18 protein-coding genes and 1 pseudogene are annotated in these 24,552 nt (G+C 68.4%); 9 read left to right on the forward strand and 10 right to left on the reverse strand.

The genetic code is table 11. From position 1 onward, the window contains the following. Positions 1-48: 48 nt before the first annotated feature. Together SSBG_RS05335 and SSBG_RS34265 are read right to left on the reverse strand one after the other, a co-directional pair. Positions 49-5,760 carry a DNRLRE domain-containing protein gene (locus SSBG_RS05335; RefSeq protein ID WP_234010383.1) on the reverse strand — a complete coding sequence of 1,904 codons (5,712 nt, stop codon included), beginning with the start codon at positions 5,758-5,760 and terminating at the stop codon, positions 49-51. After that, positions 5,660-6,271: a hypothetical protein gene (locus SSBG_RS34265; RefSeq protein WP_234010385.1), complete on the reverse strand. Its 612-nt coding sequence runs from the start codon at positions 6,269-6,271 to the stop codon at positions 5,660-5,662. Before SSBG_RS34265 ends, SSBG_RS05335 begins: the two co-directional genes overlap by 101 nt. 709 nt (positions 6,272-6,980) lie before the next feature. Here SSBG_RS34265 and SSBG_RS05340 point away from each other — a divergent pair. The 5 genes from SSBG_RS05340 to SSBG_RS32045 all read left to right on the forward strand — a co-directional run bounded on the left by SSBG_RS05340 (position 6,981) and on the right by SSBG_RS32045 (position 10,108). Further along, complete coding sequence (locus SSBG_RS05340) at positions 6,981-7,313, forward strand: hypothetical protein (RefSeq protein WP_158677745.1); 333 nt, start codon at positions 6,981-6,983, stop codon at positions 7,311-7,313. Positions 7,314-7,338: 25 nt separating this feature from the next. Continuing rightward, positions 7,339-7,869 (forward strand): hypothetical protein, encoded by a 531-nt coding sequence (locus SSBG_RS05345; protein WP_008745188.1) that lies wholly within the window; start codon positions 7,339-7,341, stop codon positions 7,867-7,869. Next, the gene (locus SSBG_RS05350) at positions 7,869-8,495 is read left to right on the forward strand and encodes a hypothetical protein (protein ID WP_037869005.1); all 627 of its coding nucleotides are present in this window, start codon (positions 7,869-7,871) and stop codon (positions 8,493-8,495) included. The genes SSBG_RS05345 and SSBG_RS05350 overlap by 1 nt, the downstream gene beginning before the upstream one ends. 27 nt (positions 8,496-8,522) lie before the next feature. Continuing rightward, complete coding sequence (locus tag SSBG_RS05355) at positions 8,523-9,122, forward strand: hypothetical protein (protein ID WP_037869007.1); 600 nt, start codon at positions 8,523-8,525, stop codon at positions 9,120-9,122. A gap of 177 nt (positions 9,123-9,299) precedes the next feature. Next, a protein-coding gene (locus tag SSBG_RS32045) for an IS5 family transposase (protein WP_106429290.1) occupies positions 9,300-10,108 on the forward strand; the annotation gives its coding sequence in 2 pieces (ribosomal slippage) (positions 9,300-9,648 and positions 9,648-10,108; 810 coding nt in all). Positions 10,109-10,200: 92 nt separating this feature from the next. On the opposite strand, the gene SSBG_RS05370 is transcribed toward SSBG_RS32045, so the two are convergent. Together SSBG_RS05370 and SSBG_RS05375 are read right to left on the reverse strand one after the other, a co-directional pair. After that, positions 10,201-10,536, reverse strand: a complete 336-nt coding sequence (locus SSBG_RS05370; protein WP_008745189.1) for a hypothetical protein — start codon at positions 10,534-10,536, stop codon at positions 10,201-10,203. A gap of 1,108 nt (positions 10,537-11,644) precedes the next feature. Then, on the reverse strand, positions 11,645-11,905 hold the full coding sequence (locus SSBG_RS05375; protein WP_008745190.1) for a hypothetical protein: 261 nt from the start codon (positions 11,903-11,905) through the stop codon (positions 11,645-11,647). 168 nt (positions 11,906-12,073) lie between these two features. On the opposite strand from SSBG_RS05375, the gene SSBG_RS05380 reads away from it, so the two are divergent. Both SSBG_RS05380 and SSBG_RS05385 read left to right on the forward strand, forming a co-directional pair. Next, a complete protein-coding gene (locus SSBG_RS05380; protein WP_106429306.1) occupies positions 12,074-13,156 on the forward strand; it encodes a hypothetical protein in 1,083 nt (360 codons plus the stop codon). Between the two features lie 617 nt (positions 13,157-13,773). Continuing rightward, on the forward strand, positions 13,774-14,946 hold the full coding sequence (locus tag SSBG_RS05385; RefSeq protein WP_008745192.1) for a UDP-N-acetylglucosamine--N-acetylmuramyl-(pentapeptide) pyrophosphoryl-undecaprenol N-acetylglucosamine transferase: 1,173 nt from the start codon (positions 13,774-13,776) through the stop codon (positions 14,944-14,946). A gap of 14 nt (positions 14,947-14,960) precedes the next feature. Here the strand turns inward: SSBG_RS05385 and SSBG_RS05390 are convergent, their stop codons facing one another. Continuing rightward, entirely contained in the window at positions 14,961-15,473 is a 513-nt protein-coding gene (locus SSBG_RS05390) for a DegT/DnrJ/EryC1/StrS family aminotransferase (RefSeq protein WP_008745193.1), read from the reverse strand. 1,012 nt (positions 15,474-16,485) lie between these two features. Here SSBG_RS05390 and SSBG_RS05395 point away from each other — a divergent pair. After that, positions 16,486-16,815, forward strand: a complete 330-nt coding sequence (locus SSBG_RS05395) for a hypothetical protein (RefSeq protein WP_008745195.1) — start codon at positions 16,486-16,488, stop codon at positions 16,813-16,815. 16 nt (positions 16,816-16,831) lie between these two features. Here SSBG_RS05395 and SSBG_RS30720 read toward each other — a convergent pair. Together SSBG_RS30720 and SSBG_RS05410 are read right to left on the reverse strand one after the other, a co-directional pair. Beyond that, a pseudogene (locus SSBG_RS30720) lies at positions 16,832-17,664 on the reverse strand (IS5 family transposase). Positions 17,665-17,726: 62 nt separating this feature from the next. Then, on the reverse strand, positions 17,727-18,578 hold the full coding sequence (locus SSBG_RS05410; RefSeq protein ID WP_008745198.1) for an IS5-like element ISStsp9 family transposase: 852 nt from the start codon (positions 18,576-18,578) through the stop codon (positions 17,727-17,729). A gap of 504 nt (positions 18,579-19,082) precedes the next feature. Between SSBG_RS05410 and SSBG_RS05415 the strand changes: the two genes are divergently transcribed. Beyond that, a complete protein-coding gene (locus SSBG_RS05415; protein WP_008745199.1) occupies positions 19,083-19,562 on the forward strand; it encodes a hypothetical protein in 480 nt (159 codons plus the stop codon). Positions 19,563-20,378: 816 nt separating this feature from the next. Here the strand turns inward: SSBG_RS05415 and SSBG_RS05430 are convergent. From SSBG_RS05430 to SSBG_RS05445, 3 genes are all read right to left on the reverse strand, one after another. Beyond that, positions 20,379-21,187, reverse strand: a protein-coding gene (locus SSBG_RS05430) for an IS5 family transposase (protein ID WP_106429290.1) whose coding sequence is annotated in 2 segments (ribosomal slippage) — positions 20,379-20,839 and positions 20,839-21,187 — 810 coding nt in all. Because the reading frame shifts where the segments join, the coding sequence is not laid out codon by codon here. Positions 21,188-21,689: 502 nt separating this feature from the next. Beyond that, complete coding sequence (locus SSBG_RS05440; RefSeq protein ID WP_234010387.1) at positions 21,690-22,712, reverse strand: hypothetical protein; 1,023 nt, start codon at positions 22,710-22,712, stop codon at positions 21,690-21,692. A 369-nt stretch (positions 22,713-23,081) separates the two neighbouring features. After that, a complete protein-coding gene (locus SSBG_RS05445; RefSeq protein ID WP_008745201.1) occupies positions 23,082-24,425 on the reverse strand; it encodes a class I SAM-dependent RNA methyltransferase in 1,344 nt (447 codons plus the stop codon). Between the last annotated feature and the right edge of the window lie 127 nt (positions 24,426-24,552).

The raw sequence follows: 24,552 nt of genomic DNA on the forward strand, positions 1-24,552 counted from the left end.
GTGGGGGTGCCCCGGCGAGCCGGGGCACCCCCATTCAACTCCGTCGGATCAGCGGCAACTCTTCAGCTGCCCGGGCGGGCAGTGCCCGTGGTGAGCAACGTACTTCGTGATCTTCATGGCTTCCCACGCTCGGGCGTTGTACCACCCTTTGCCACGCCAGATCATCTTATAGCCGCACGCCCTGTTGTAATACCTCTCGCATGTTCTCAGCTGCGACTTGGGGCGACTGTTCCCTGCTCTGGTGATTCCATACTTGTAGATCCTTCCGCCTTTCTTGCGGTAGATCTTGTAGCCCCAGTAGGTCTTGTTCTTGTATTTCTTCGCCGTCTTGGATTTCTTGTCCGGCCAGGGAACTTTCACACCGGTTCCCGAGACGGTGACCGTGCAGCCGAAGATGTGGCAGATCCATGCTGTGGCGGACGCGGCGACCAGTGCGATGAGTGCTGTGATGGCCCATTCCGCCGCGATGAAGACCGGGATGGCGATGACGAAGCGTCCGTCCAGGTCGTAGGCGTTGACGGGGTCGGCCGGGTACACGTACGCGTTGGTGTTGCCGCCGTAGACCGGGTCGGTCTGCAGGAAGCGGCCTGTGTCGGAGCTGTAGAGGCGGCTGCCCATGAGGGTGATGCCGCTGAGTGTGTCGGCCGATCTCTGGTAGCCGCCGAGCCAGCCGTACGTGGCGCCTGCGGTGCCGTCGAGCGTGTTGCCGTACTCGTCGTAGCGCTGGACTTCTGCCGCCTTCGTGTCGTCCAGCGGGAGCCGGACGGCGACGTCACCGTGCAGGGTGGTCAGCTGCAGGACCGTGTCTCCGGTGGCGGAGGTGATCGCAGCGAGTCCGCCCGTGGGAGCGGTGACGTTGCGGGTCACGGTGCCGTCCGAGCCCTTGCTCCAGGTGGGACTGTCGCCGCTGGAACCGTAGTGGCTGGTGTCGGTCGACGACGTGGTCCAGGTGCCGTCGTCGGCCTTGGCCTGCGTGACAGCCTTGTGGAGACGTCCGACGGCATCCAGAGACCAGGTCTTGCGACTTGTGCCGACGGTTTCCGAGTGGACCAGGTCGTTGGTGTAGTACGTCAGCGTGGTGTCGCCGGTCTTGGTGGTGCGGCCGAAGGCGTCGTACGCGGTGCCGTCGGCAATCAGGCGGTCGGCGCTGTCGTAGGAGTAGGCGGTGGTGTCGCTGGTCGCGTCATCGGTGCTGCTGTCGCAGTCGTCGGAGGCGGTGGCCAGCTGGGTGCGGTTGCTGTTCGTGTCGAAGATGTAGGCGCGGGTGGTGCAGCCGCCGGCCGTGGTGTCGGCGGCCCGGGTCAGGCGGCCGACGCTGTCGTAGGTGTAGTCCGTGTCGGTGGTGGAACCGTCGGTCTGGCTGTGACCGGCCTGCTGTCCGTGCACCGTGTAGGACGCGGAGTCGGACAGGACGGTCGTGCCGTCGGCGTCGGTGTACTCCTTCGCGGTGACCGTGCCCTCGGTGTTCGTGGTGACGGCCAGGGTGTGGCCGCCGGGCAGGGACTCGGTGGTGAGCGTGCCGTCGGCGTCGTAGGAGGCGCTGAAGGTGCCTGCGACCGAATCAGTGAGGGTCTTGACCTGATCGGCTTTGTCGTAGGTGTAGGTCGTGGTGGACGGTGCCGAGTCGGTGACCTTCACGACGCGGTCGAGCTTGTCGTAGGCGGCCGTGGTGGTGTTGCCGGTGCCGTCCTCGTAGGTGACCTGTCGGCCGAGGTCGTCGAACCCGTAGGAGACGGTCTGTCCGCCTGAGCGGATCGCTGTGACCTTGCCGGTGGTGCTGCTGTAGATGTACTCGGTTGCGGGTGTGTTCTCGCCGGTGCCGCCGGTGACCGTCAGGTTCGTGGTTCGGCCGGCCGCGTCGGTCGTGGTGGTCGTGGTGCGGGTAACGCTGTTGGAGGTCTCCTTCTTGGTCGCTACCTGTCCCCACCGGTCGTAGGTGTAGACGGTGGTGACCAGTTCGCTCGGGTTGCCTCCGCCGCCGGTGATCGTGGCGGCCGGTGCGGTCCGGCACAGCAGTCCCGCCCACTCGGGCCGGTTGGCACAGGTGCCACTGCCGTCTGCGGTGTAGTAGTCGTACGTGAGAGTGCCGGCGTCCGAGCCCGTGGAGGCGGCCAGGCGTGTGGAGGCGGCCCGTCCGTCGGAGTCGTACGTCGTGGCCGTGGTCAGTGCCTTGCCGTTCGGGTCCTCGATGGCAGCCGTCTGGTGGCCGTTGGACCAGTCATAACGAGTAGCCCAGGTGCGGCTGTCCGCGTCCTTCGCGTAACCCTCGACGTATGCCCCTGTCGTGGTGGATGTCGCCAGGCCGGAGACCGCGGCATCGTCCGGCCGCCCCTCGTCGTACGCGTACGACATGTGCCTGCGTGCCAGGACTGCGGTTCCCGCGGGCAAGGTCGCCTCGCTGGCCGTGCCCGCCAGGTCCGCGGACAGAGTGACCAGGCGCAAGGGTCCGTATTCGTCGGTGAGTTCCTCACCGTCCGCCGAGTACACCGAGACATCGGCGAGGAAGTCTGCCCGCTCGGCGGTGGACAGTTCGGTCAGGCCCAGTTCGGCGAGCTTGGCCGCGGCACCGTCGGCGGTGCCCAGTGCCAGTTCACGGTTGGCGGCGGACAGTACGGCCACGGTGTTTCCGTAGACGTCGTACTCGGTGACGTCCAGTGCGCCGCCGGCGGAGGCCGTGTTGGTCTCGTCTCCGTTGGCGTTGACATAGGTGACAGTGGCGCGTTCGTAGGCGGCGGCACTCAGGTCGCTGCCGGTGCTGGATGAAGGTGTGGTGTCGGCGGGGAAGACGGCGGTGGCGTCCGTGGGCGCTTCGTCCTGGGCCCACGTGGCGACCCTGTCCTTGTCCATCTGGTACGGCGCTTTGTCCCCGGACAGCGGCACGTCGTACACCACGGTCGTGGCCGCGGTGCCGGAGGTGGTCGTCTTCGAGCCTTCCGCCAGCGCGGGACGGGACGCCTTGAGCAGCATGCCCGCACCGGCCGTCAGCGCGGAACCGGCCTTGCCGTAGGTGAAGGTCCATGGCAGCTCACCGGGATCCGTGAGGGTCTGGACGCGGCCGTCGGCGTCGTAGGTGTAGGTGGTCTTCAGCGCGGGGCTGATGCGGGGGTCCCACACCTGGCGCAGACGACCGGAGGAGCCGTAGACGTACTGGGCGACCGTCTCGGCCGTAGCCTTGTTGGCCCCGGGATCGGCAGTCCACAGTTTGATGGCCTGAACCTGGTCCTTGTAGTTCCCCAGGGAGCTGTCGGTGGCCGTGGTGGAGTCGGCGTATACGTACTCGAGGACCCGGCAGCCCTTGGTCGACGGCTCTGTCTGGCAGGTCGACGCTTGCACCGCGCCGTCGGGCGCGACCACGTACTTGGGCCGTGTCAGCGTGTTACCGCCGACCGTGACTGTCTCCGAGGCCACCGTGATGGTGGAGTCGTCGACCGCGGCCGCGCTCGAGGCGAAGGTCCACGTCGAGGCGCTGCTGTCCGCCTTGGCGAACACCGTCACGTTCGCGTCGGTGTCCGTCAGAGTGAACTTGTTGCCGGACAGGTTGCCGGTCAGCGTCAGGCCATCTGCGTCTGCTTCGGGTCCCCAGCCGCCACCGCTGGTCGCGGTGAAGGCGATCGCGCTGCCGTCAGCGGCCAGCAGTTCTACTGAGGTGTCCGAGGTCTTTCGGATCTGCGTGTGATCGCCGTCCGCCGTGTCGCCGACCACGGAGGAGGTCCAGCCCGGGCCGAAGATCTCGGCCATGCCCTCGTCGTCCGTGTTGTTGGCACGGGAGGAGAACGTCCGCTCCACTGCGCTGTTGAACGCCTCGGCGTCGGTCTGGGACAGTGTCAAGTCACCGGTGAGGAGGTTCACTTCACCGGGCCCGACTTCGCTGGAGGCCGCATAGCCGGCGTCGCGGTCGAGGGTTACGTCGACCGTCTGCGAGTGCCCGGTGCTCGTGCCGTCGCTGAACGCGGCCCGCAGCTCGACCACTCCGTCCTCGTCCAGCGAATCGGTTACGTTCCACACGAGCTTGGTGGCGGTGCCGTCGGTAACCTTCACCGGCCACGAGGTGACCGCGTCACCCGAGGCGGTTACGTCGCCGACTGGGACGGCGTGCCAGGAGTCCTCCTCACCGCGGCGGTACTGCCAGGTCACTCCTGTGTAGGAGGTGAGGCCCTTGGCGGACAGGGTCAGGCGGCGGGCGGTGTCGTCGCCGTCCTGCGGGGAGAGGATCGCGGCGCCGTCAGCGCCGACACCGAAGGAGTACGCGGTGGTGGTTGCGGAAAGGTTTCCCCCGGAGTCGACGGTCTTGGCGTACAGGGTGTGCCAGCCGTTGGCCGGGTTGATGCTGATGGTCAGTTTGTCGCCGCCGGTGCCGTTGGTGGTGTCCAGCTTCCTGTTCGGCATGGACGTGTCGTCCAGGCCCCAGTGGTAGCCCGCGCCGTCGGTGGAATCCGTGTCCACGGTGCAGGACACGGCGCCGTCGGCCTTCGCCATCCAGCCGTTCTCCTCGTACGTGTCGCAGGAGACTGCCGGGGCATTCGGTTTGGCGGTGTTCAGCACAAACGTCGTGTAGCCGGTCCAAGAGCCGTAGTCGGTGGCGTCGTATGCCCGCACCCGGTAGCGCAGGTGCTTGCCCGCCGGCAGCGCGCTGGCAGAGGGCACGGTCAGTTTCGCCGTCGAGCCGGAGGACACCGCGGAGCTGGTGCCGGTGTAGGTGTAGGTGGTGTCCGCGTACGCCGGGTCGGCAGTGATCTCGAACTGGGCCTTGGCGTTCGAGCCGTCCGGGTCGGTCACCTTCGCGGACAGCGTCGGGGTGAGCGAGGTGACGTACCGATTGCCGTTGTAGGCGTTGACCTGCGACGGCGAGATCGCCAACGAACTCGGCTTTGCCGGGTACGAGTTGTACGTCACGGTCAGGTGCGGCTCGGTCGAGCCGTCACCGGAGACGTAGTTCGCCGACCGGAAGCGCCGCCAGGTGTAGGAGTCGGTCTCGGACGCGCCCGCGATCCGCAGACCGTAGTTGGACGAGCCGTCCGCCCACGCCTGCACGATGGCGTCGATGTCGAAGTTCATCGTGCCGGCCGGGCAGTCAGTGCTCGAATAGCCCTTGGCCGCAGTGTTCGTCACCGCACCCGTGGCCGTGGTGGACGGCTGAGCGGACCAGGTGATGTCCGACGACGACCACGACGAGGTGATCCGCCGCACCTGCGTGCCCGCCCCGGTGGTCTGGCAGGTCGAGGAGTAGTACGAGTACAGCGCCAGGTTCGTGTCGGTGATGTGCTTGCCCTTGAACGCTGACACATCGAACTTCAGATACGAGCGCGCCTTCGTAGTGCCCGCGTCGTACGTACCCGACTTCAGCTCGGTCGACGAGACCTGCGAGTCGGTGTAGTTGGTGGCCACCCAAGTGTCCGTGGTGACCGCCAGGGTCGAGGTCGGGTCCACGGTCACCGGATAGGTCAGATCCTGCGTGAAGTAGTCGGCGTCCGGGGTCAGCACGAGCGTCTGGCTGCCGTCGGCGGCGGTCTCGACCTTCGTCGCTACCTTCGCCTGATGCTCGGACTCGCCGGAAGCGTCGCCCTTGGAGGAGTCCCACATCATCGGCGCCGGCGCCTCGGCCACCAGCTTGCCGTCGGAGTCCTTGAGAAGCAGATGGCCCGAGTCGGCCACAGACAGCTCAATTCCCTTCAAATCCAAGGGAATGCGGTACTCCGGGGCCTCCTCCGGCGCGGTGTCCAGGAGCACGTTCTGGCTGAAACCCTGGGCCAGAGCCGTCACCGTCAGCGTCTGGTCGCCCCCCCAGGTCGTACGAGGCGGTGTCGCCCTTCACCGACGGGGTCGGCAGCTTCGACTCCCAGCCCATGCCAAAGGACTTGTCGCCCTTGGCCACCGACGCCAGCGCCGTGTCCCCGCCGTCCGACACCTGGATATCGGCAGCCGTCACCTCCGGCTCCAGCACCGAGCCGCTGTCCGACAATGTGGTGTCGATGTCGCGCCAACTGCCGTCCACCTGCTGCCGGACCGGCCCGGCATACATGGACGTCTGCAGCTCACCGCTCGGCAGGGCGTACGTCGTTGACGTCTCCGTGCGCTCCGAGGTCACCTCGATCTTCCGGTCCTGCAGGCGGGCCATCAAAAGTGCGGCCGCCACCGAATCCGCCGACGAAGCGGCCGACTTCGTATCCGAGGCCGCCGTCACCTCCGTGGTTCCCGAGTCCGCAGCGAACACCGCCCCGGACTCCAGCGACACCAGCGCCGTCTCGGCCGCGAGCACCACGGCAACCGCCAACGCCGTGCGTCCCAGCGCAGCGTGCGAGGGTCTTGCCCGCCCCCCTGAGCCCGGGACCCATCTCCCCTTGAGCCTCATCACAACTCCTGTGATCACTCGACGGCGCACCATGAGCCGCCAAGGGGAGATCCAAGCGCAAATTTCTACGAAAGAAATCTTGTAGCTAGATCACAATCTTTACAAACCATCTCCACATTCCTTTAAGGGGGTTGACACGACAGACCGGAAGGCATACCCGCGGTCCCCGTGGGGAGGGAGATCGCGTTGACACTCTCGTACAAAATGCCTGATACGACGTCAGCCGTGGCGCGTCCGCGCTCGACGCCAGGCGCACCTCTTGGCTCCGCTGGGATCACGATTGTGATGCAGTCGTTAAACATCGAACGTCCCACGGACTCGGCGTTGATGGCGCCGACGAGCCCCTTGTGCGGCGGGCCATGATTCTCCGGCCAGGGTAAACGTGGCAGTTGATGGGTTCGTCTGACTGGCTGACGTCTGTTCGGCGTGCCTGGCCTCGAATTCATCCAACCGTGCAGGCCGGTGCAGCGACTCGGCCCGCTGTATGGACGTGCGGGTGGGCGAGAGACAGGTGGCCGGTCGCGGAGTCCCGCAAGGCCCGCTGCGCCCGGTCACACCCCGATGCGCCGCATGGCGGCCTGGTAGCTCTCGAGTACCAATGCGATCCGGGGCCACCATCCAGGCCCTGGATGTGCAGGAGGCGCACTTCGCGCTGCCGTGGTGCTTCGAGCGCGTTCTGATGAGCCGAGGCTCCCTCACCAAACAGCAGGACTGGAACGACACCGGCCTTGCGCTGGCCTTTCTCGACGACTTGCTCGCCTGGCATCTGAAGCGTTGGGCGGAGTGCTGGCCGACCGTGCGCGCGGTCCTCAAAACACCTGGCCAGGTACCGGATCTGCGCGATCACGACGCCCTGGGCAGCTTCTGTGACCTCGTCGAAGAGGTCACAGGACCCAACGAACACGTCGCCCTGCTGCGCACTCTCATCCGGGAAGAGGATGAGCAGGCTATTGGCATGACGTGACATCGACTTCGCCGTCAGTGCTGGGTTGGTCGAGCGGTCCCAGGTCGTCGCCACCAGCGACAAGAAACTCCTCTTTACACCACACCTGCATCGAGACCCGTTCTGTACCGACCCCCGCGACCCATCCGGCCACATCCGTCAGCTCGTCGGCAGCATGATCTACGCATCGACGTTCGCGTCCTGGAAGCTCAATAGCCCAGGCGCGTTCCTGTACACCCTCATCCGCGATGGAGAAGCCGGCCGCCACGAGCGCATCGCGGAGGACTACGCGATGCTCGAAACCGCTGGAACCATCGAAGTCGTAGGCGACGGCCGCAATGCTCGGATGCGCCTGCTGCAGGCCGACGTCGCGGAGCAAGCGCTCGCGATCCTCGACGCACGCGGGAACACCGCTGGGGGCGAGAACACGACTTTTGCCGGGATCGGCGAGCAACGCTCGTACAACCACCTGGAACGCGAGCGCGCCCAGGTCGCCACCGCAGTCGTATTGGACGACGCCGACTCGCGGCGGTTCATGTCAGCACTGCGCGACACGACGGCCCGGAGGAACTTCTAGTGGCGGCGACCCAGGCGAACCGCGCTCGTCCCGAGGACCCAGGCGCGGACCTGGAGCGGCGGGTGGGACGCCTCGAGTTCGCTGAGGGCGCCCTAGCTCGCCTGCGGGTCCCGTTGCGGGTAGCCGCCGACCGGGGGCGCGACATCCTGACCGACCTTGACGTGCTCGCGGTCGACATCGACGGCCGGCTGCGGACGAGCTTGTCCGTTTTGGAATGCAAGACCACCAAGGGACAGGCTGGCGAGCCGGATCGGCTGTTGTGGCTCTCCGGACTGCAGCGCCTGACTGGCACCCAACGAGCCGTCCTCGTTCGCCAAACCATCACCCGCCGGGGTCGGGCCATCGCCCAGGCGCTGGATCTGCAGATTATGGACATGCAGACCCTCGCCTCCAGGGAGGAGGGCCACGCCTGGGTACCCGAACGATTCGCCCATATCCAGGGCATGGGCTGTGAACAGGCGGAACGTCGCACTGACACGCAGCTCAAGGGACTCAAAAACATCCCCGGTGGACTGGTGGCGTTTCTGCGTGCCGATAGCCTGCTGGCCGACTCGCCCGAATGTCTTAACGCGCTGGTTGCGCTGAACTCCGCTACACGCCAGGGCGTTGTCCCGAATCCGACCTGACAGATCCTGGCCAGCCACGCCCTGATCGTGCTGTTGTTGGCCTCAATCCGCGACGCCTCCCGCCTGGATGTTGTCACGGCCAGCGACCTGAAGGAACGGGCCGCCCGCGCGGTCACCCTCGGAGATCCCGACAACAGCCAGATCCTGGCAATTCTCAGCCAGGCAGACGAACTCGTCCAACACCAAGTCCGGAGCATCCACGACAGCTACACCAAGGGCGGCGCTACCCGGCAGGACATCGCCGTCGCCAGCCTCAAATCCATTGTCGCCGAAGTACCCGAGTGGCTTGACCGCTACATCGACCTGGTCACCAAGCTGCGAGCCAACCCCGCGATTGCGCGGGACCTCGTCCAAACCGCCGAACTGGCTTGCTTCGACGCATGCTGCGGCGACCTCGCCTACACCGAGGCCGCCTTCGACCATCTGTTCACCCCTGAACACAGGTATCTCTTGGTGACGGCTATCAAGGTGCTGCGCGACATCATCGGCGACCAGCTCGCCGACGCAATAGGAGAATTCGACGACCTGGACTTCCGCCGGGCCGCGCCGACCATCCCCGATCGGTCTGCCGTGCAAGCTGAGTCCGCCATCCCCAAGCTCGCGCACGAGGCTCGCCCCGCCGAATAGCGTCGTACCGGCTAAAAGTTGCTTGGACTATCCCTGGCCTTGGCATCGGTGCCCGGCTTGGCCGAAGCCGCAGCGTCATCAAGGACTCGGCAGGCCAAGGCCCTTCTGCGGACTACTTAACGTGACAGGGCATGCTTAGAAGCCATCTCATTTGGGTGACTCGGTAGTCTATGAGTCATGGTGGGGCTTGTTGAGCGGCTGGTGCCGGACGAATTGTGGCAGTTGTTCCAGCGGGTGGTGCCTGAGGCGCCGTCGCGGCCGCAGGGTGGTGGTCGGCGTCGGCACGGTGACCGGGAAGTGCTGGCCGCGATCGTCTTCGTGGCCACGTCGGGTTGTACCTGGCAGCAGCTGCCTTCGGCGTCGTTCGGCCCGTCCGGAGCGACTGCCCACCGGCGGTTCTCGGAGTGGTCGAAGGCCAGGGTGTGGGCCAAGCTCCACCGCCTGGTCCTCGACGAGCTCGGTACGCGCGGGGAGCTGGACTGGTCGCGGTGCGCGATCGACTCGGTGAACATGCGGGCCTTGAAAAGGGGGACCTGACAGGTCCGAATCCTGTCGACCGGGGCAAGTACGGGTCGAAGATCCACCTGATCACCGAGCGGACCGGTCTGCCCATATCCGTCGCAATCTCCGGTGCCAACGTCCACGACAGCCAAGCCCTTATCCCGCTCGTGAAGGGCATACCGCCTATCAGCTCCCGCCGGGGCCCCCGTCGACGCCGACCCGGAAAGCTCCACGCCGACAAGGGATACGACTACCGCCACCTGCGGCAATGGCTGTCCGGACGCGGAATCCGGCATCGCATCGCCCGCAAAGGCGTCGAGACCTCGCAGCGACTCGGCCGACACCGCTGGACCATCGAACGCACCATGTCCTGGCTCGCCGGCTGCCGACGACTCCACCGACGCTACGAACGCAAAGCCGACCACTTCCTCGCCTTCACCAGCATCGCCTGCACCCTCATCTGCTACCGCAGACTCACCAAATGAGATGACTTCTTAAAAGCTCCCGGCCCTGTGGCCGTGCGGGTTCGAGTCCCGCTCCGAGCACCACCCCAGAAGGACAGGCGGGCATCGTGCGGTCACGCGGCCGCGGGCTCGTCCTGGTGCTTGAGCCCGTCCCGCGCGGACAGGCGGTCGGCCGGGTCGAGTGTCTCCCAGTACGGGTGCGTGACCGCCTCGATCGCCAGGTGCTGGACCTGCTCGCGCAACGCGGCGACCTCCTGCTGCTGCTCGGGCGTCCAGCCCGGCGAGGCCGGGACCGTGCGCGCCCCCGCCCAGTACCCCTCTGGCCGCTCCCATGCGTCCAGGGGGTCAACGCTGTACGGCAGCGCGTTCAGCAGAGCGCCGAGCTCGGCGCGCGCGGCAGTCAGATCACGCTGGAGGGTGAGAAGGTCGGCCGGGTAGTTGTAGCTCACCTGCTCACGGTAGCCGAGCGGGAACGAACCCGGACAGCAACACGTCGGACACCCGCCACGCCCCGATCAGCCAGCGTCTGGGCGCTTCCCACGAGCTAGGTGAAGAGCTCGATACAAATCGGCTCGTGGCCGCCGAGACCGTCGAAGCCGCCTACGGCAAGGCGCCTGCCGAGCGGATCCTCGGCAGGCGGCCTCCATACCTCAGCCCCACAGTTTGCGGATGAACTCTTCCGCACACTCCACCCGCTCACGATGGAGGCCGCGGGGGTGCACGTGGGTGATCTGAGCCAAGGGCTCTCGGCGATCGCTCGGTGCGCCTCCTGCCCAAGGTCCGGTTCGCCAGGCCCACGGGTGCGTGCACGACCAGACGACCGCGTTCGCGCCCCCCGGAGTGACAAGTCCGTCAACGCCTTCGTCGGGCACGCCCGCAGGAGTCTGGCCGCAGCGAGCTGGGCGCGAGTTTCGCCCGGCTTCATCACAGCCTCGGGCGGCCGCTCGCTCCCGCGAGGCGGAGGGGGAGGAGGGGGAGGAGGACGGCCCCTACGGGGCAGATGGGAGACGACCGGCGGGAGCGCGGGTGGCCGCAGTGGTCCGGGCGATCGTGAGGAGGCCGACGGCCGTGCGAGGCCTCTACGCCGACGTGGCCGAGGCCGAAGCCCCGGGCGGAGCGCGAGGCCTGTGCCGGGGTGCCCGCGACAGCCGGTTTCAGGCTGCTGGGACGGCTGTCGCAGAGAGACCCGGGCCGGCTGAGGTATGCGGTCGTGCGCGAAGCAGGGGACGAGTTCGAGGTGTGCTCGCAACGGGGTGCGGACGATGAGCAGTGCCTCGTGGAGGGTCGCTGCGGCTCATTTTCCCGGTCGCGGAGATGGGCGCCGGGCCGGGATTTGTGTACCGCTGTCACGGCAGGGCGGCCCGGGCGGGTGCGTCAGCGTCGAAAGCGGGCGGCTTCCTTCGGGTGATCTTGCGATCGGGGCCGGATGGGCTCGGTGCCGCCTCGCGGGGGTGCTTTGGGCTTTTCGCGCTGCGAGCGTCCTCGCGCGGCGAACGGGGCGCTCTCGGCGGCGGCGTGATCTCCTCCGCGGGCGTCAGTGGGTTCGAGTGCGGACGCTCAGGCCATCTGGAAGAGCCCGAGGGCGGGCACGAGAAAGGCGAGGATGCCCGCGAGCAGGCCGATCATCGACCGGCGGGTGTTCTCGTTCTTGGCGAGGGCGATCGCGCTGATGACGACGGTGACGGCGCCGCCGAGGAGGCCGAAGATCGCTGTCGGGATGCCGACGAAGCCGAGGGCGACCAGGAGGAGGCTGAGGGCTCCTAGGTAGGGCGCGGGCTGCGCGTACGTCATGTCGGCGTGGGTGTCGGTGCGGCCCATGGTTCTCCTGTGATTGCGATGGCTACGTGCGCGGCATACATCCGCCAGTGCCCAGCTTGCTCATAATGTCACCTTCATGCATTACGGGGGTGACCGTGCCTCGAAGGCTGGCGTGTGCCCCCTCAATCATCTGATGGGGGACGTATGAAGCGTACGAGGGTGGCTGTGATGGTGTCGGGGCTCCTGGTGCCGCTGCTCTACGGGCTTGCGCCGAGCGCGGCCGAGGCGGAGGGCGGGACGCGATGGGGACGTGAGGCGGCCCTCGACCGGGTGATGCGGGCCGAGGGTTACGAGGTGGCCCGGTCCGGGCGCGGTTTCGTGGTGCGGGATTCCTCGATGTCGGACGCGGGGTTCACCACGCTCTCCGGGGAGTCCTCCGTGACGCTGGCCTGGCGGCCGTACGGCCCGGAGGTCCGCTACTCGATCGTCCGAGAAGGCAGGCAGGTGGCAACGACGGCACCGGGCGCGGGCTCCTTCACCGATACGGGGGTGCGCGGTGGCGGGGAGTACGAGTACCAGGTCGTGCCGCTCCTGCCTCCAGGTTCGAGGGCGGCCTCGGTGGCCCGTACGTGGGGGGTGCGGGCGGTCACCCCGGCGTCGGGGTCCGTACGGGATGTGCGGCGCGCTGCCGCGAGCCGGGCGCGCGCCGCAGCAGCGACGTCGACGACCACGGTGACATGGGTGGCGTTTATCCCACAGAAGCGCATCGACGGCCCCCTCACGGGGTGCGAGTACAACGGTGCCAAGGTCCAGTACGGCGGCGACGGTCATGGCTTCGACTGGAAGTCGAACAAGTACCGGGCGGCCTTGAACGCCACGATCGACTGGAAGAAGAAGGGCGTCACGCAGAACCGGTCGGTCAGCGCGACGCACGTGTACGTGAAGAAGACCGGCCGGCTCCTCGGAACGAGGACGGCGAGCGCGAAGCAGCTGAGCGCACGCAAGGCGGGGTCGGGCAAGAACCGCGTCGATGTCCGCATGGTCCTGCACGCCACCAACCCGTTCTGCGAGGGGCTGGGCAGCATCAAGGGCGCGATCGACGGGGCGCTGACCATGGAGGTGGGCAAGGGCGGCACCTGGGCCATCCGCTCCGGTGAGCACCGACTCATGCCGAACCACCACATTTACATTTACAACGGCGGCAAAGTAACGGACGTGTACAAGCGCCGGTACGCGAACCTGACTTGCCTCGTTGGCAGCGCGACGTGCGACCTCGCGAAGCTCGCCGGGAGGCGCGGCACCTTCCGCTAGCCGATGCGCCCGTTCGAGGGGGAACGAGCGGCCCGGGAGCCCCGGGCGAAGGCCGTCACGCTCTTCGCCCGGGGCTCTCGGAGCGTACGCGGTGGGCCCGGGCCACCGGGGAGATCGCGAAGATCCAGATCGACGAGTGCAGGAGGGACGATCCAGAATCTGCACCTGTGCGTGGAACGGAAGGTACCGATGAGCAGCGCGAGCTCGAACCTGGCGAATCCGCCCGTCGATGCGACACCCGCGCCCGTCGCCGTCGCGCCCGAGGAGCCTGGTCGAACTCGTCCGTGACGGGGGGACGGCCGACTGGGCCACAGGCCCTGGGCCCCGTCGCCTTGGCCGTTTGCCTCGCCTCCGTATCCACGCGGACCCCCTCGGACGCGGCGCCCACGAGGCGGAGCTGGCTGTGCTGCTTGGAGCGGCACAGTCGGAGTGCGCGCGTCCGCTGCCGACGTCCAGGTGCAAGCCATCCAAGGTGGTGGTCCAGGAGGCCGTGAGCGGATCGAGGGGCGTATCGGCGAGACAGGCTGTTCCAGAAGGGCAGGTAGGCGCAAGGCGGCATGTACACGGGCTCGGACGATTCACGCACCCTGCCCGACCTCGGCCGTTAGAGTGCCCGCGTGGCTACTTCCTCTCAACCTCCGGCCGTCTTCCGCCTGATCGTCACGGGGGGCGGTACGGGCGGGCACACCTATCCGGCTCTCACCGCGGTTCGTACGTTGCGCGAGCGGTTGATGAGGCAGGGGCGTTCCCTGGACGTGTTGTGGATCGGAAGTGCCGACAGTCTGGAGGCGCGCGTCGCCGATGCGGAGGGGATCGCCTTCACGGCGGTGGCCACCGGGAAGGTGAGGCGTTCCTCGAATCCGTTGAGGATGGTTTCGCCAGCGAATGTGCGGGACATGGCGCGGGTCCCCCTGGGGGTGGCCCAGGCGCGCAAGGCCGTCGCGCACTTCGAGGCGCACGTGGTGCTGGCCACGGGCGGGTACGTGGCCGTGCCGACCGGGTTGGCAGCCCGGATGTTGAAGGTCCCTCTGGTGCTCCATGAACAGACCGTGCGGCTGGGGCTCGCCAACCGCAGGCTCGCCGGTAGCGCCTCGCGGATCGCCGTGTCCTCGGAGTCAACCCTGCCGCTGCTGCCCGTGAGCGTTCGCGCGCTCGCGGTCGTGACCGGGGACCCGGTGCGGCCCGAGGTGCTGAGTGGGCACGCGGACAAGGCCCTGGTCGCCCTGGGACTTGCCTTCGACCGGACGTTGCCCACGGTGTACGTGACCGGAGGGGCGCAGGGGTCGCAGCAGATCAATGACGTGGTGGGCGGTGAGTTGGCGTGGCTGCTGGAGCGTGCCAACGTGCTGCACCAGTGCGGGGCGTCCCATTACGAGGCGCTGGCCGCGCGCGCGGCGGCGCTTCCTGGTCGCCTCGGGATGCGGTACCACGTGACGCCGTTTGTCGGGGCGGAGTTGCCCGATGTGCTGGCCCTGGCGGATCTGGTGATCTCGCGCAGCGGGGCGGGCACGCTCGCCGAGTTGACCGCCCTGGGCAAGCCCGCCGTGTTCGTGCCGTTGGCGTCGGCGGCCGGGAACGAGCAGGCGCACAACGCCCGGCGCTTGGAGGAGTCCGGCGCGGCCGTCGCGCTCGTGGGGGATGTCAACGGTGAGCGTCTTCGCTCGGCGGTGGCGCCGCTGCTGGAAGACCCGGTACGCAGGGAGGCCATGGGGGCGGCGGCGCGGGCGCAGGGGCGCCCGGACGCGGCGGACAGGTTGGTGGAGATTCTGCTGGCCGCCGCATCCGGGTGATTGCCCGGTCCTGCTTACGTACCGCTGGGAGCCGTGGTGACCGCGTCGCGTACGGCGCGTACGACGTGGGCGATGTCGTCCTTGGTGAGGTACGGGTGGAAGGGCAGGCTCAGGATCTCCGCGCTGGTCCGCTCGGTGGCGGGCAGCGGCCGGTGCCAGGGCGCGAAGGCCGGCTGGAGGTGGTTGGGCGGGTAGTGGACGCCCGCGCAGATGTGCGCCGTGCGCAGGCGCGCGAAGACCTTGTCCTGGCGCGGTATGAGGATCTGGCACAGGTGCGGGACCGCGCGGTCGATGTCGACGTCGATGAGGGTCGCGTCTGGCACGTCGGTGAGGGCGGCGCGGTAGGTGCGCCACAGGCTGCGGCGGGTTGCGGCGGTCTTGTCGAAGTGGCCGAGCTGCGCGAGCCCGATCGCGGCGTTGAGGGCGGAGAGCTGGTAGCGCAGGCCGAAGCCGTTGACGTGGTAGGTGGTGCTCTCGGCTCGCTCGCCCTGGGACTCTTCGACGCCGAGCAGGCGCAGGCGGCGCAAGACGCGCGTCTCCTCGGGGAACGTACCCGGTTCCGCGAAGGCGTGCTCGTTCGCGAAATTGACGCAGGTGCGTGCTCACGCCCGTGCCGGGTCGACGCGTGAGGCGACGGCCGCGCTCGTCCTCACAGAGAACCTGCTCGACCAGGCGCGGACGAGTCCCGCCCCGGCGCGGATGGCCTACTACACGCACATGCGTCTGGCCACCGACGCCACGGAGATCTACCGCGACCTGGCACGCCCTCGTGACGCGCTCGCCTGGAGCCGGCGGGCGCAGACCATGCCGTCCGCGCGCTACAGGCGCGCGGTGCGCATCCGCCTCGCAGTCCAGGCGTCCGCGCACCTTCACAACGGCGACCTGGACCAGTCCCTCGCGGTCGCCGGCCGCTCGGTGGACCTCCTCTCGCAGGTCCGCTCCGCAAGGCCCATGGTATGTGCACGACCTGACGTGCGCGCTGGGGCCCCACAGGGGGGACAAGCGCGTTGCCGCGTTCGCCGAGCGCACTCGGCACGCCCTGGCCGTCGCGAGCTGAGCACCGGCCGCCTTCCCGTTGGTACATGCGTGCTGGCCGCTCTCGCCCCTCGGCGGCCGACACATCGCGGGCAGGAGAGACGACGCATCGGCGCACGCTGTTGGCTGTTGCGGCAACGGCAACGGGAGCGGGGGCGAGGCTGATCGGCGCGCCCGTCGTCGCCGCTCCCCCACCGGCCGTCCGCCCAGCGCCCGTGCGCGACCTTCGTCGCGGCCTCGGAGAAGTACAGAGATTTTTTATCCGCGTGCGCTACCCGATGCTCGCGGGAATGCTGCCGCATCTCATCGCCGTCGCGGAGGTCTCGCGGGAGAGCAGCGGAGGGCGCTCGGGAGCGCGCAGGCCGCCGTCGCCCGCCCGTACATCCTGGCCCGTCAAGCAGCAGTCGGGCGAAGCGGGAGCCCTCGCTGACCGGGCGCTGAAAGCGACGCGTGCCTCGGGCAACCCTCTGGTCCTCGCGGACGCGGCCCGGGCCATGGCCTCACGTGGCGGTGCAGCGGGCGCGCCGCACGGCCGTCGGCCTCCTCGCCCGTACCGCGACCGGGCTCGACCCGGTGACGTGCACCGGCACGACCGGGTCCTCGGCCCGCACAAGCCTGTTCCTGAGCGCCGGATACAGCGCGGCGGCCGCCGGTCGCCGCGCCTTCGCCCTGGACGTAGTCCAGGATGCCGTAGAGATCGGGGGCCACCTCGCCCTCGCTGGCCACGCGGTGAAGCCGGGCCTGTTCACCATTACGCCCACGCACGACGAGGTCGCGCTCGACCACGTCGGCACCCTGACCGTTCTCGGTTCCCCCGACGAAGTCGTGGCCTAGGCGGTGTCTTCAAATGTCACGCCCACATCAGGAGCGAGGCGAGGGTGACGGCTGCGTGATAGGACTCGGCGGTCTTGTCGTAGCGGGTTGCGATGCCGCGCCACTGCTTCAAGCGGTTGAAGCACCGTTCGACCACGTTGCGCTGCTTGTAGAGCTGCTTGTCGAAGATCGGCGGGCGGCCGCCCCGGCTGCCGCGCCGGAGCCGGTTGCGTATCTGGTCGGCACGCTCGGGGATGGTGTGGCTGATGCCTCGGTGTCGCAGCCAGGCGCGTATCGCGCGGGAGCTGTAGCCCTTGTCGCCCAGCACGTGCGCGGGCCTCGTCCGGGGGCGGCCCGGGCCGACGCGCGGCACCCTGATCGCTTCCATCACGGCGGCGAACTGGGTGCAGTCGTTGGTGTTGCCACTCGTGAGGACAAAGGCGAGCGGGCGTCCGAAGGCGTCGCAGACCAGGTGGATCTTGCTGGTCAGCCCACCTCGGGAGCGTCCGAGTGCCCGGTCGCGGTGCCCCCTTTTCGGGCCCCGGCCGCATGCTGGTGGGCGCGTACGACGGTGGAGTCGACCGACACCAGCCAGCCGACCTCTCCTGCCGCGTCCGAGCGGGCCTGTGCGGCCTGGAGCATCCGTTCGAAGGTGCCGTCCAGGGCCCACCGGCGGAAACGGGTGTGCAAGGTGTGCCAGGAGCCGTACCGCTCGGGCACATCTCGCCAGGCCGTGCCCGTCCGGAACTTCCACACGATCCCGTTGAGCACGGTCCGGTCGTCCAAGCGCTTCCGCCCACGAGAAGCCCCGGGCAACAGCGGACGGAGGAACTCCCACTCCGCATCGGACAATTCATGACGACGTATCATCCGACCATGATCCACCACTCAAGATCAATTGAAGACAGGCCCTAAGGGCGTCCGCCGGTAGGTCATCGGATCCGTGGGCTTTGAGGGCGGGTGTTCCAGCGGTAGAGGGTCCAGGCGTGTCGGATCAGGCTGCGGAGGGTGATGAGGGTGGCTGCCAGGGCGAGGTAGAACTCGACGGCTGCTTTCCGGCGTTCGGTGCAGCGCCGGAGTTTGCCGAAGTTGTTCATCCAGGAGTTCGTGCGCTCGACGACCCACCGGCCTCCGGTCTGGATCGGGGTCTTCGCGCCGCGCGGGGCGATACGGGCGTCGATCTTCCGGCTTGCCAGGTCATCGTGGACGATCCGGTAGTCGTAGCCGGCGTCCAGGGCGAGACGTGGATGCTCAGGCAATGGTCCGAGGGCCTGTTCGAGCGCGGTGAAGCGGTCGAGGGTGGTGGGCAGCAGGGTGTGGTCGGGGGTGTTGGCCGGTGCCGGCTCGGTGATCAGGGGTATGCCGGAGCCGTCGGTCAACTGTGAGCGTTTCAGCCCGAGTTTGGCGCGGTCGACGGGGCTTTTGCCGGCGCATTCACCACCGCTGGGTGCCTTGGTGAGGCAGCCGTCGGCGCTCAGGTGGTCGAGTTCGAGGCCGATCATGCGGTCGTATGCGGCGAGCGCGAGCAGCCGCAGGCTCTCCATCACGCCGTGAGCGATCCACTCGTCGCGGCGTCTGCGCAAGGTGGTGGCCGAGCAGTGCTCGTCGGCGGCACGTTCGTATCCGCAACCGAAGACCAGGACCTGCACCAGCCGGTCGAAGACAACGGCGTCGCTGATCCGGGGGTTGTGACAGCCCAGGGGGTGCTTGTCCTCGTGCACGGGCAGGAGCGCGAGGAACTGGTCACGGATCGGGTCGAGAATGCATGATGGAACGGCAGGCACGGATCCCCCATGATCGTGAAGCGTAGAGAACTCCATGATCGGGTGGACCGTGCCTGCCTTGCTACCAGCACCTACCGGCGGACGCCCTAAGCGCGCCGAGTACGCGTGCAGCGCCTCGCGAACACAGAGCGGGTCGCCCGCTATTGCCGCGATACCGCCCGCCCGTGGAGCGACCTCAAGCACCGGCGCCGCACCTTCGCCGCGCTGGGCTCCCCTGAACGCACCCCTCCCGAGAACGCACGGCGCCCTGCGGTACGCGCCATCACCGCAGCCCTCCTCGCCGACGGGCCACCGCTTCCCGGGCTTCGCGATTTCGCCGCTCGCACCGGGGCCGCCACCGCCTGACGCCTGCGCGACCTCACTCATTCGGGTGCACATGGTCCGGCCCTGCCCGACGAGGCATCCCCGTGCCGGGCCTGCGCTGCACGTTCGGGAACAGGTGCGGGCCCGTTCCCTCTCGGCGCACGGTGCGTACCCGGCCCATCGCTGTACGAAGATGCCCGGGTGAACACATCGCAACACGCCCGCTTGCGCCGGCGCGCATCCGCCGCCGGTGTCTTCTTCGCCCTCCTCGCCCTCACGGGATGCACCCAGTCACCTCCCGGTCACGACAAACGCCTCACCAAGGCCGCCGGGATCGCCCGGGTCACCATCGTCTGCCCGAAGGACCTGTGGGAAGAGACGAAGCCGAAGGGCTCTTACAACTCCGTGAAAGCGGAGGTAGCGAGGATCACTTCCGGTCCGCAGTCAGGCCGCGGCCTGACGCGCGTGTCCATGACGGGCACGGCCCTCGTGTCGTACCTCAAGGAGCTGGACAAGAACGCCCACCCGTCCAGGTTGAACGGCGAGTACAACAACACGGCCGCCTCCCGGCGGGTGTATGACGGGCTGGCACCTGCGCTCGACCGCATCAGGGCCGCCACCGGGCCGGACGATCCGGAGCCCGAGATCGTCATTGACGACACGATCCCCGAGAAGAGGTGACGCCTCTCGCGCCGCCGCCGTCGGCCGGGCGGGCCCCCGGCGCCCGTCAGCGGGTGTCGGGCCGGCACCGGGGACCACCCGCATCTCCCAGGCCCCCGTGCCGCGCCGCCACCCGGCTTTCAGCGCGGGCCACTTCACCCCCGGGCGGAGACCAGCGAAACGCCGCTGCGTGGCTGTATCGAGATCCAGGGCAGGAAGGACATCGCCCTGCACCTCTACGCCGCCGCCATCCTCGCGGACGTCCCTGTCGTCCTGCACCGGGCGCCCGCGATCACCGACACCTCGGTGTCCGTGCAGATCCTGTGCGAGGCCAGGCTGACGGCCACCGTCGATCGCGACGCCGCCACCATCTCCCCCGTCACCCACCACCAGTTGCTCGTGCACCTGGACGCGGGCCGCCGAGCGCGGACCACGTGTGTCCTGGCAGGGCGCGCTCCTGGCCCGTACGGGGCGGGGCGCCCTCCCCCGCCCGGGAGATGACGCGTTCTGCGCGCGCCTCGTCGACGCCGATTACACGCAGGCGGCGCACGAAGCGCGCCCCGTCAGGGGTTCGGAAAAGGGGGGTGCACGGGTGCGGGGGATGCTCTTGGTGCTCGGCGGCCCCCTGGCGCCGCCTCTCTGAGACGCCAGATCCGCGAGTCACAGCAGGTCCGGTTGGTGTCTCGCTCATGGCGTTCTCGCTTCTCCGCACGAGTTCGGAGACGTGAAATCCACTCCCAGCACGGGTCCTGAGGTCCAGTCATGAGGCCACAGTAGTGACGCCCCGGAAGGGCATCCCTCGGCTGCACGCTTGCGCGCGGCACCTAAGAAGTCATCTCATTTGGTGAGTCTGCGGTAGCAGATGAGGGTGCAGGCGATGCTGGTGAAGGCGAGGAAGTGGTCGGCTTTGCGTTCGTAGCGTCGGTGGAGTCGTCGGCAGCCGGCGAGCCAGGACATGGTGCGTTCGATGGTCCAGCGGTGTCGGCCGAGTCGCTGCGAGGTCTCGACGCCTTTGCGGGCGATGCGATGCCGGATTCCGCGTCCGGACAGCCATTGCCGCAGGTGGCGGTAGTCGTATCCCTTGTCGGCGTGGAGCTTTCCGGGTCGGCGTCGACGGGGGCCCCGGCGGGAGCTGATAGGCGGTATGCCCTTCACGAGCGGGATAAGGGCTTGGCTGTCGTGGACGTTGGCACCGGAGATTGCGACGGATATGGGCAGACCGGTCCGCTCGGTGATCAGGTGGATCTTCGACCCGTACTTGCCCCGGTCGACAGGATTCGGACCTGTCAGGTCCCCCTTTTCAAGGCCCGCATGTTCACCGAGTCGATCGCGCACCGCGACCAGTCCAGCTCCCCGCGCGTACCGAGCTCGTCGAGGACCAGGCGGTGGAGCTTGGCCCACACCCTGGCCTTCGACCACTCCGAGAACCGCCGGTGGGCAGTCGCTCCGGACGGGCCGAACGACGCCGAAGGCAGCTGCTGCCAGGTACAACCCGACGTGGCCACGAAGACGATCGCGGCCAGCACTTCCCGGTCACCGTGCCGACGCCGACCACCACCCTGCGGCCGCGACGGCGCCTCAGGCACCACCCGCTGGAACAACTGCCACAATTCGTCCGGCACCAGCCGCTCAACAAGCCCCACCATGACTCATAGACTACCGAGTCACCCAAATGAGATGGCTTCTTAGCGCCACATAGCACTTGGCCAGGAAGCTTTTGTAGGCCGGGCCTTGGTCGCTCGCGTTCCGCCGCCACTTCACCTCGGCGCAGAACATCTGGCCGTCCTAGTCGCCGCCCCGCATGACCCCGCCGAGGTCGTACGAGAAGGGATTTTCGTTCCCGTTCGGCCACCGCAGGGTGAGCTTCCGCGTCCTACACCCTCGAGGTTGGTGTAGGATTGGGACACACGCATGGTGCCTTCGAGCCAGCGCTTGACTCGTTGCACCGCCTCGGCGCCCTTTACGTGCTCTTCTTCACCCGGCACAGCGCAAGGGTATCTTTACGTACCACCTCCTATACAGAGTGCGAGGAACCTGGTGACCACTCGCGTGTGAGGCGCCAGCCACGCTGCGGCCGCCATGCCCCTCGTCGCCGCCGAGCCATACGGCGCTCCCCCACCTGCGCGCCCGCGCGATCGAACCTCGCGTCTACGGTCCAGCCTGGCGTTTGGGCTCGTGGGCACTCCAGCGCTTCAGGTACGGCCGCAGGTCATCCGGCGACGGTTCACGTGGCGTCGGCATGCCCGGAGGCTGCCGCAGCGGGTCAATGTCCCGTGCGTACCGACGCGCCCACTCCAGCCAACGAAGCTGCGATCCCGTGGGCTGTTGGTCACCGTCCGCCTCCAGGACTTCAAGACGCCGCTCCAGGGCATCGCAGTACTCCCCGATGAGGGCAGCCTCACGCCATCGTCCGGCCTCATCACGCAGCACCGCAGCGAGTTGCTCATGGCGCGCCGATTCCTTCGCCTCCTCCACGGCTGCCCGCCAGCGCGTCTCGCGCTCCCGCCGCCTACGCTCATCGTTCGCTCTGCGCTCCGCGTCTTCCACCGCACGCTCTTCGATCTCTGCGAGGATCACGCCCAGAGCCTGCTCAAGCGACCTGTTCTTCCGGTCACGCCAGCGTCCCGACCGCCTGGTCAGTCCGTGCGCGAGCTCGACTACGAGGCGCGCGGAACGCTCCGAAATTGTGGACTCGGGGAACTCCTGCCTAGCGGTGATGGTGTAGGCGAAGCCGTCAACGACGATGTCCACTCCGCCCTCGCGCCTGTAGAACCGTGAGTGGACCGCTCTCACTTCATAGCCTCGCCGCACCGCCTCAGCCGCGAGCCCTTGAAGCAACAGGAGTGACCTGCGGCGCAAGGGAGACGGCATCACCAAGCGCTGGTCGTCGCCTTTCAGCGCCCCCACAACCGGATGAAGATGCCCCAGCCGCGTGGGCACAGGAACCGGGCCGCTCGCCGCCGGACGCTGGCTGCGCGCGTTGGGGTGCGGGCCCTGAGCAAGGAAGAACTCCAGGCCACGCCCACCGTACGGAACCTTCTCGATACGGCGACCTTCCGGCTCCATGCCGTGCCGCTTCGCGTAGTTGACGACGCGCCGCCACTCCGCGACCTCGTCGTCACTCGGGTCCGTGAACCGAACCCGCCCTTCGGCCGACAGCCGCTCGACCAACTCCCGTGCCTTCGCTCTCCGCGCTTGAGCGACGGGACGCTCGCTGTAAGGCGACGGTGAATCGCTCGGCACGGCGGCATCGCCACCTTCCTCGAACGGCGCAGGTAACCGGTCAGACGTGGCACACACCGTACGCGCCGACAAGCGAACCCACCCGACGATCCGAGGCGCGCTACCCCTCGGGGGGACCGTGGCGGCCCACGCACGTTCCTCAGCCCTGGTCACAGCATCATCCTGGGATACACCTGACGCGCCATCAGAGCGAGCGTCAAATGAGCGTCAAGACACCTCGGAGAGCGTCATTTGAGCGTCAAGATTTCGCACGTAACGCCCATAGCGCACATCCCGCACACCGAGTAAAGCCGCAGGTCAGCGGCCCTTTCCAGCGGGCTCCAGGATCGCCACGCACTCGAAGTGCTGCGTCATCGGGAAGAGGTCGAACGCCCTCAGGACCCGGACCCGGTAGCCGTTCTCGGCGAAGTGCTTCAGGTCGCGGGACAGGGCGGCGGGGTCGCAGGCGATGTAGGCGATGCGGCGGGGGGTGAGGGTGGTGAGGTGGCGGACCGTGGACTTGCCGGCGCCGGCGCGTGGGGGGTCGAGGACGATCAGGTCGGTCTCGGTGATGCCGGTGCGCGGGAGGATCTGGTCGACCTTTCCCTGTTCGACGCGGACGCGGGGGAAGTCGGCGAGGTTGTGGCGGGCGTCCTCGACGGCGCGCTTGGAGGTCTCGATGCCGAGGACCGCGCCCTTCTCGCCGACGCGGTCGGCGAGCGCGCCGGCGAAGAGGCCGACGCCGCAGTACAGGTCCAGTGCCGTCTCGCCCTTGCGCGGGGTCAGGCCCTGCATCGCGGCGCGCACCAGGGTGTCCGCCGCCTTCGGGTGGACCTGCCAGAAGCCGCCGTTGCCGACGCGCCACGTGTGCTCGTCGGCCCGCTCGCGCACGAAGGCGCGGCCGTGGACGCGGTGGACGCCGCCGTCCTTCTCGTCCACCCGCAGGACCGAGACGGGCCTGTCGAGCTGGACGAGGGGCAGGCGGGCGCCGGGGCGCGGGGTGAGGACGACCTGCCGGTCCTGGGAGCCGGTCGCGGCGATCGCCTCGACCGTGTCCATGCCGCTCCAGTCGCGCGACTCGATGCCGAGCTCGCTGACACCCTCCGCCGCGATGAGGCAGCGGTCCACCGGTTCGACCTCGTGCGAGCGGTGGCGGCGCAGGCCCGCGCGGCCCTCCTCGTCGATCGCGTACTGGACGCGGGTGCGCCAGGCGGGGACCTCGCCCGCCGGGAGCTTGTCGCCCTCGGCGGGGAGGACCGTGCCGTCCCAGTTGGCCTGCTCGGGCGTGAGCCCGGCGAGGCGTTCGAGCTGCTCGCGCAGGACATCGGCCTTGAGGCGGCGCTGGGCGCCCGGCTTCACGTGCTGCCAGTCGCAGCCGCCGCAGCGGTCGGGGCCCGAGAAGGGGCAGGGCGCCTCGACGCGGTCCTTGGACGCCTCCAGGATCTCGACGGCGTCGGCGCGCAGGAAGCGGGAGTCCTCGGCACCGTCGGTGATACGCGCGCGGACGCGCTCCCCGGGCAGCGTGTGCCGGACGAAGAGGACGCGGCCCTCCTCCGTACGGGCGACGCAGTGGCCGCCGTGCGCGACGGGGCCGACCTCGACCTCGTACTCCTGACCCACCAGGGAGGCCCCGGACTGCGGTTTCTTCGGTTCTGCCTGCATGGGGCGAGGGCTCCTGAGCGTGGTGGGGCGGGGGTGCGGCGGCCACTGAGGGCAACAGCCCTCCAGTCTACGGGCCCGCCGTCCCCCGTACGGACCACGGGCGGCGGGTCCGGACCACGCGCGCCGC

Source organism: Streptomyces sp. SPB074 (assembly GCF_000154905.1).
GTDB lineage: Bacteria > Actinomycetota > Actinomycetes > Streptomycetales > Streptomycetaceae > Streptomyces.

Excerpts from the sequence above, each read along its gene's own strand:
- SSBG_RS05375 (WP_008745190.1), bottom strand. The coding sequence starts at position 11,905 with ATGGGCCGCACCGACACCCACGCCGACATGACGTACGCGCAGCCCGCG.
- SSBG_RS05380 (WP_106429306.1), top strand. The coding sequence starts at position 12,074 with ATGGTGTCGGGGCTCCTGGTGCCGCTGCTCTACGGGCTTGCGCCGAGC.
- SSBG_RS05445 (WP_008745201.1), bottom strand. The coding sequence starts at position 24,425 with ATGCAGGCAGAACCGAAGAAACCGCAGTCCGGGGCCTCCCTGGTGGGT.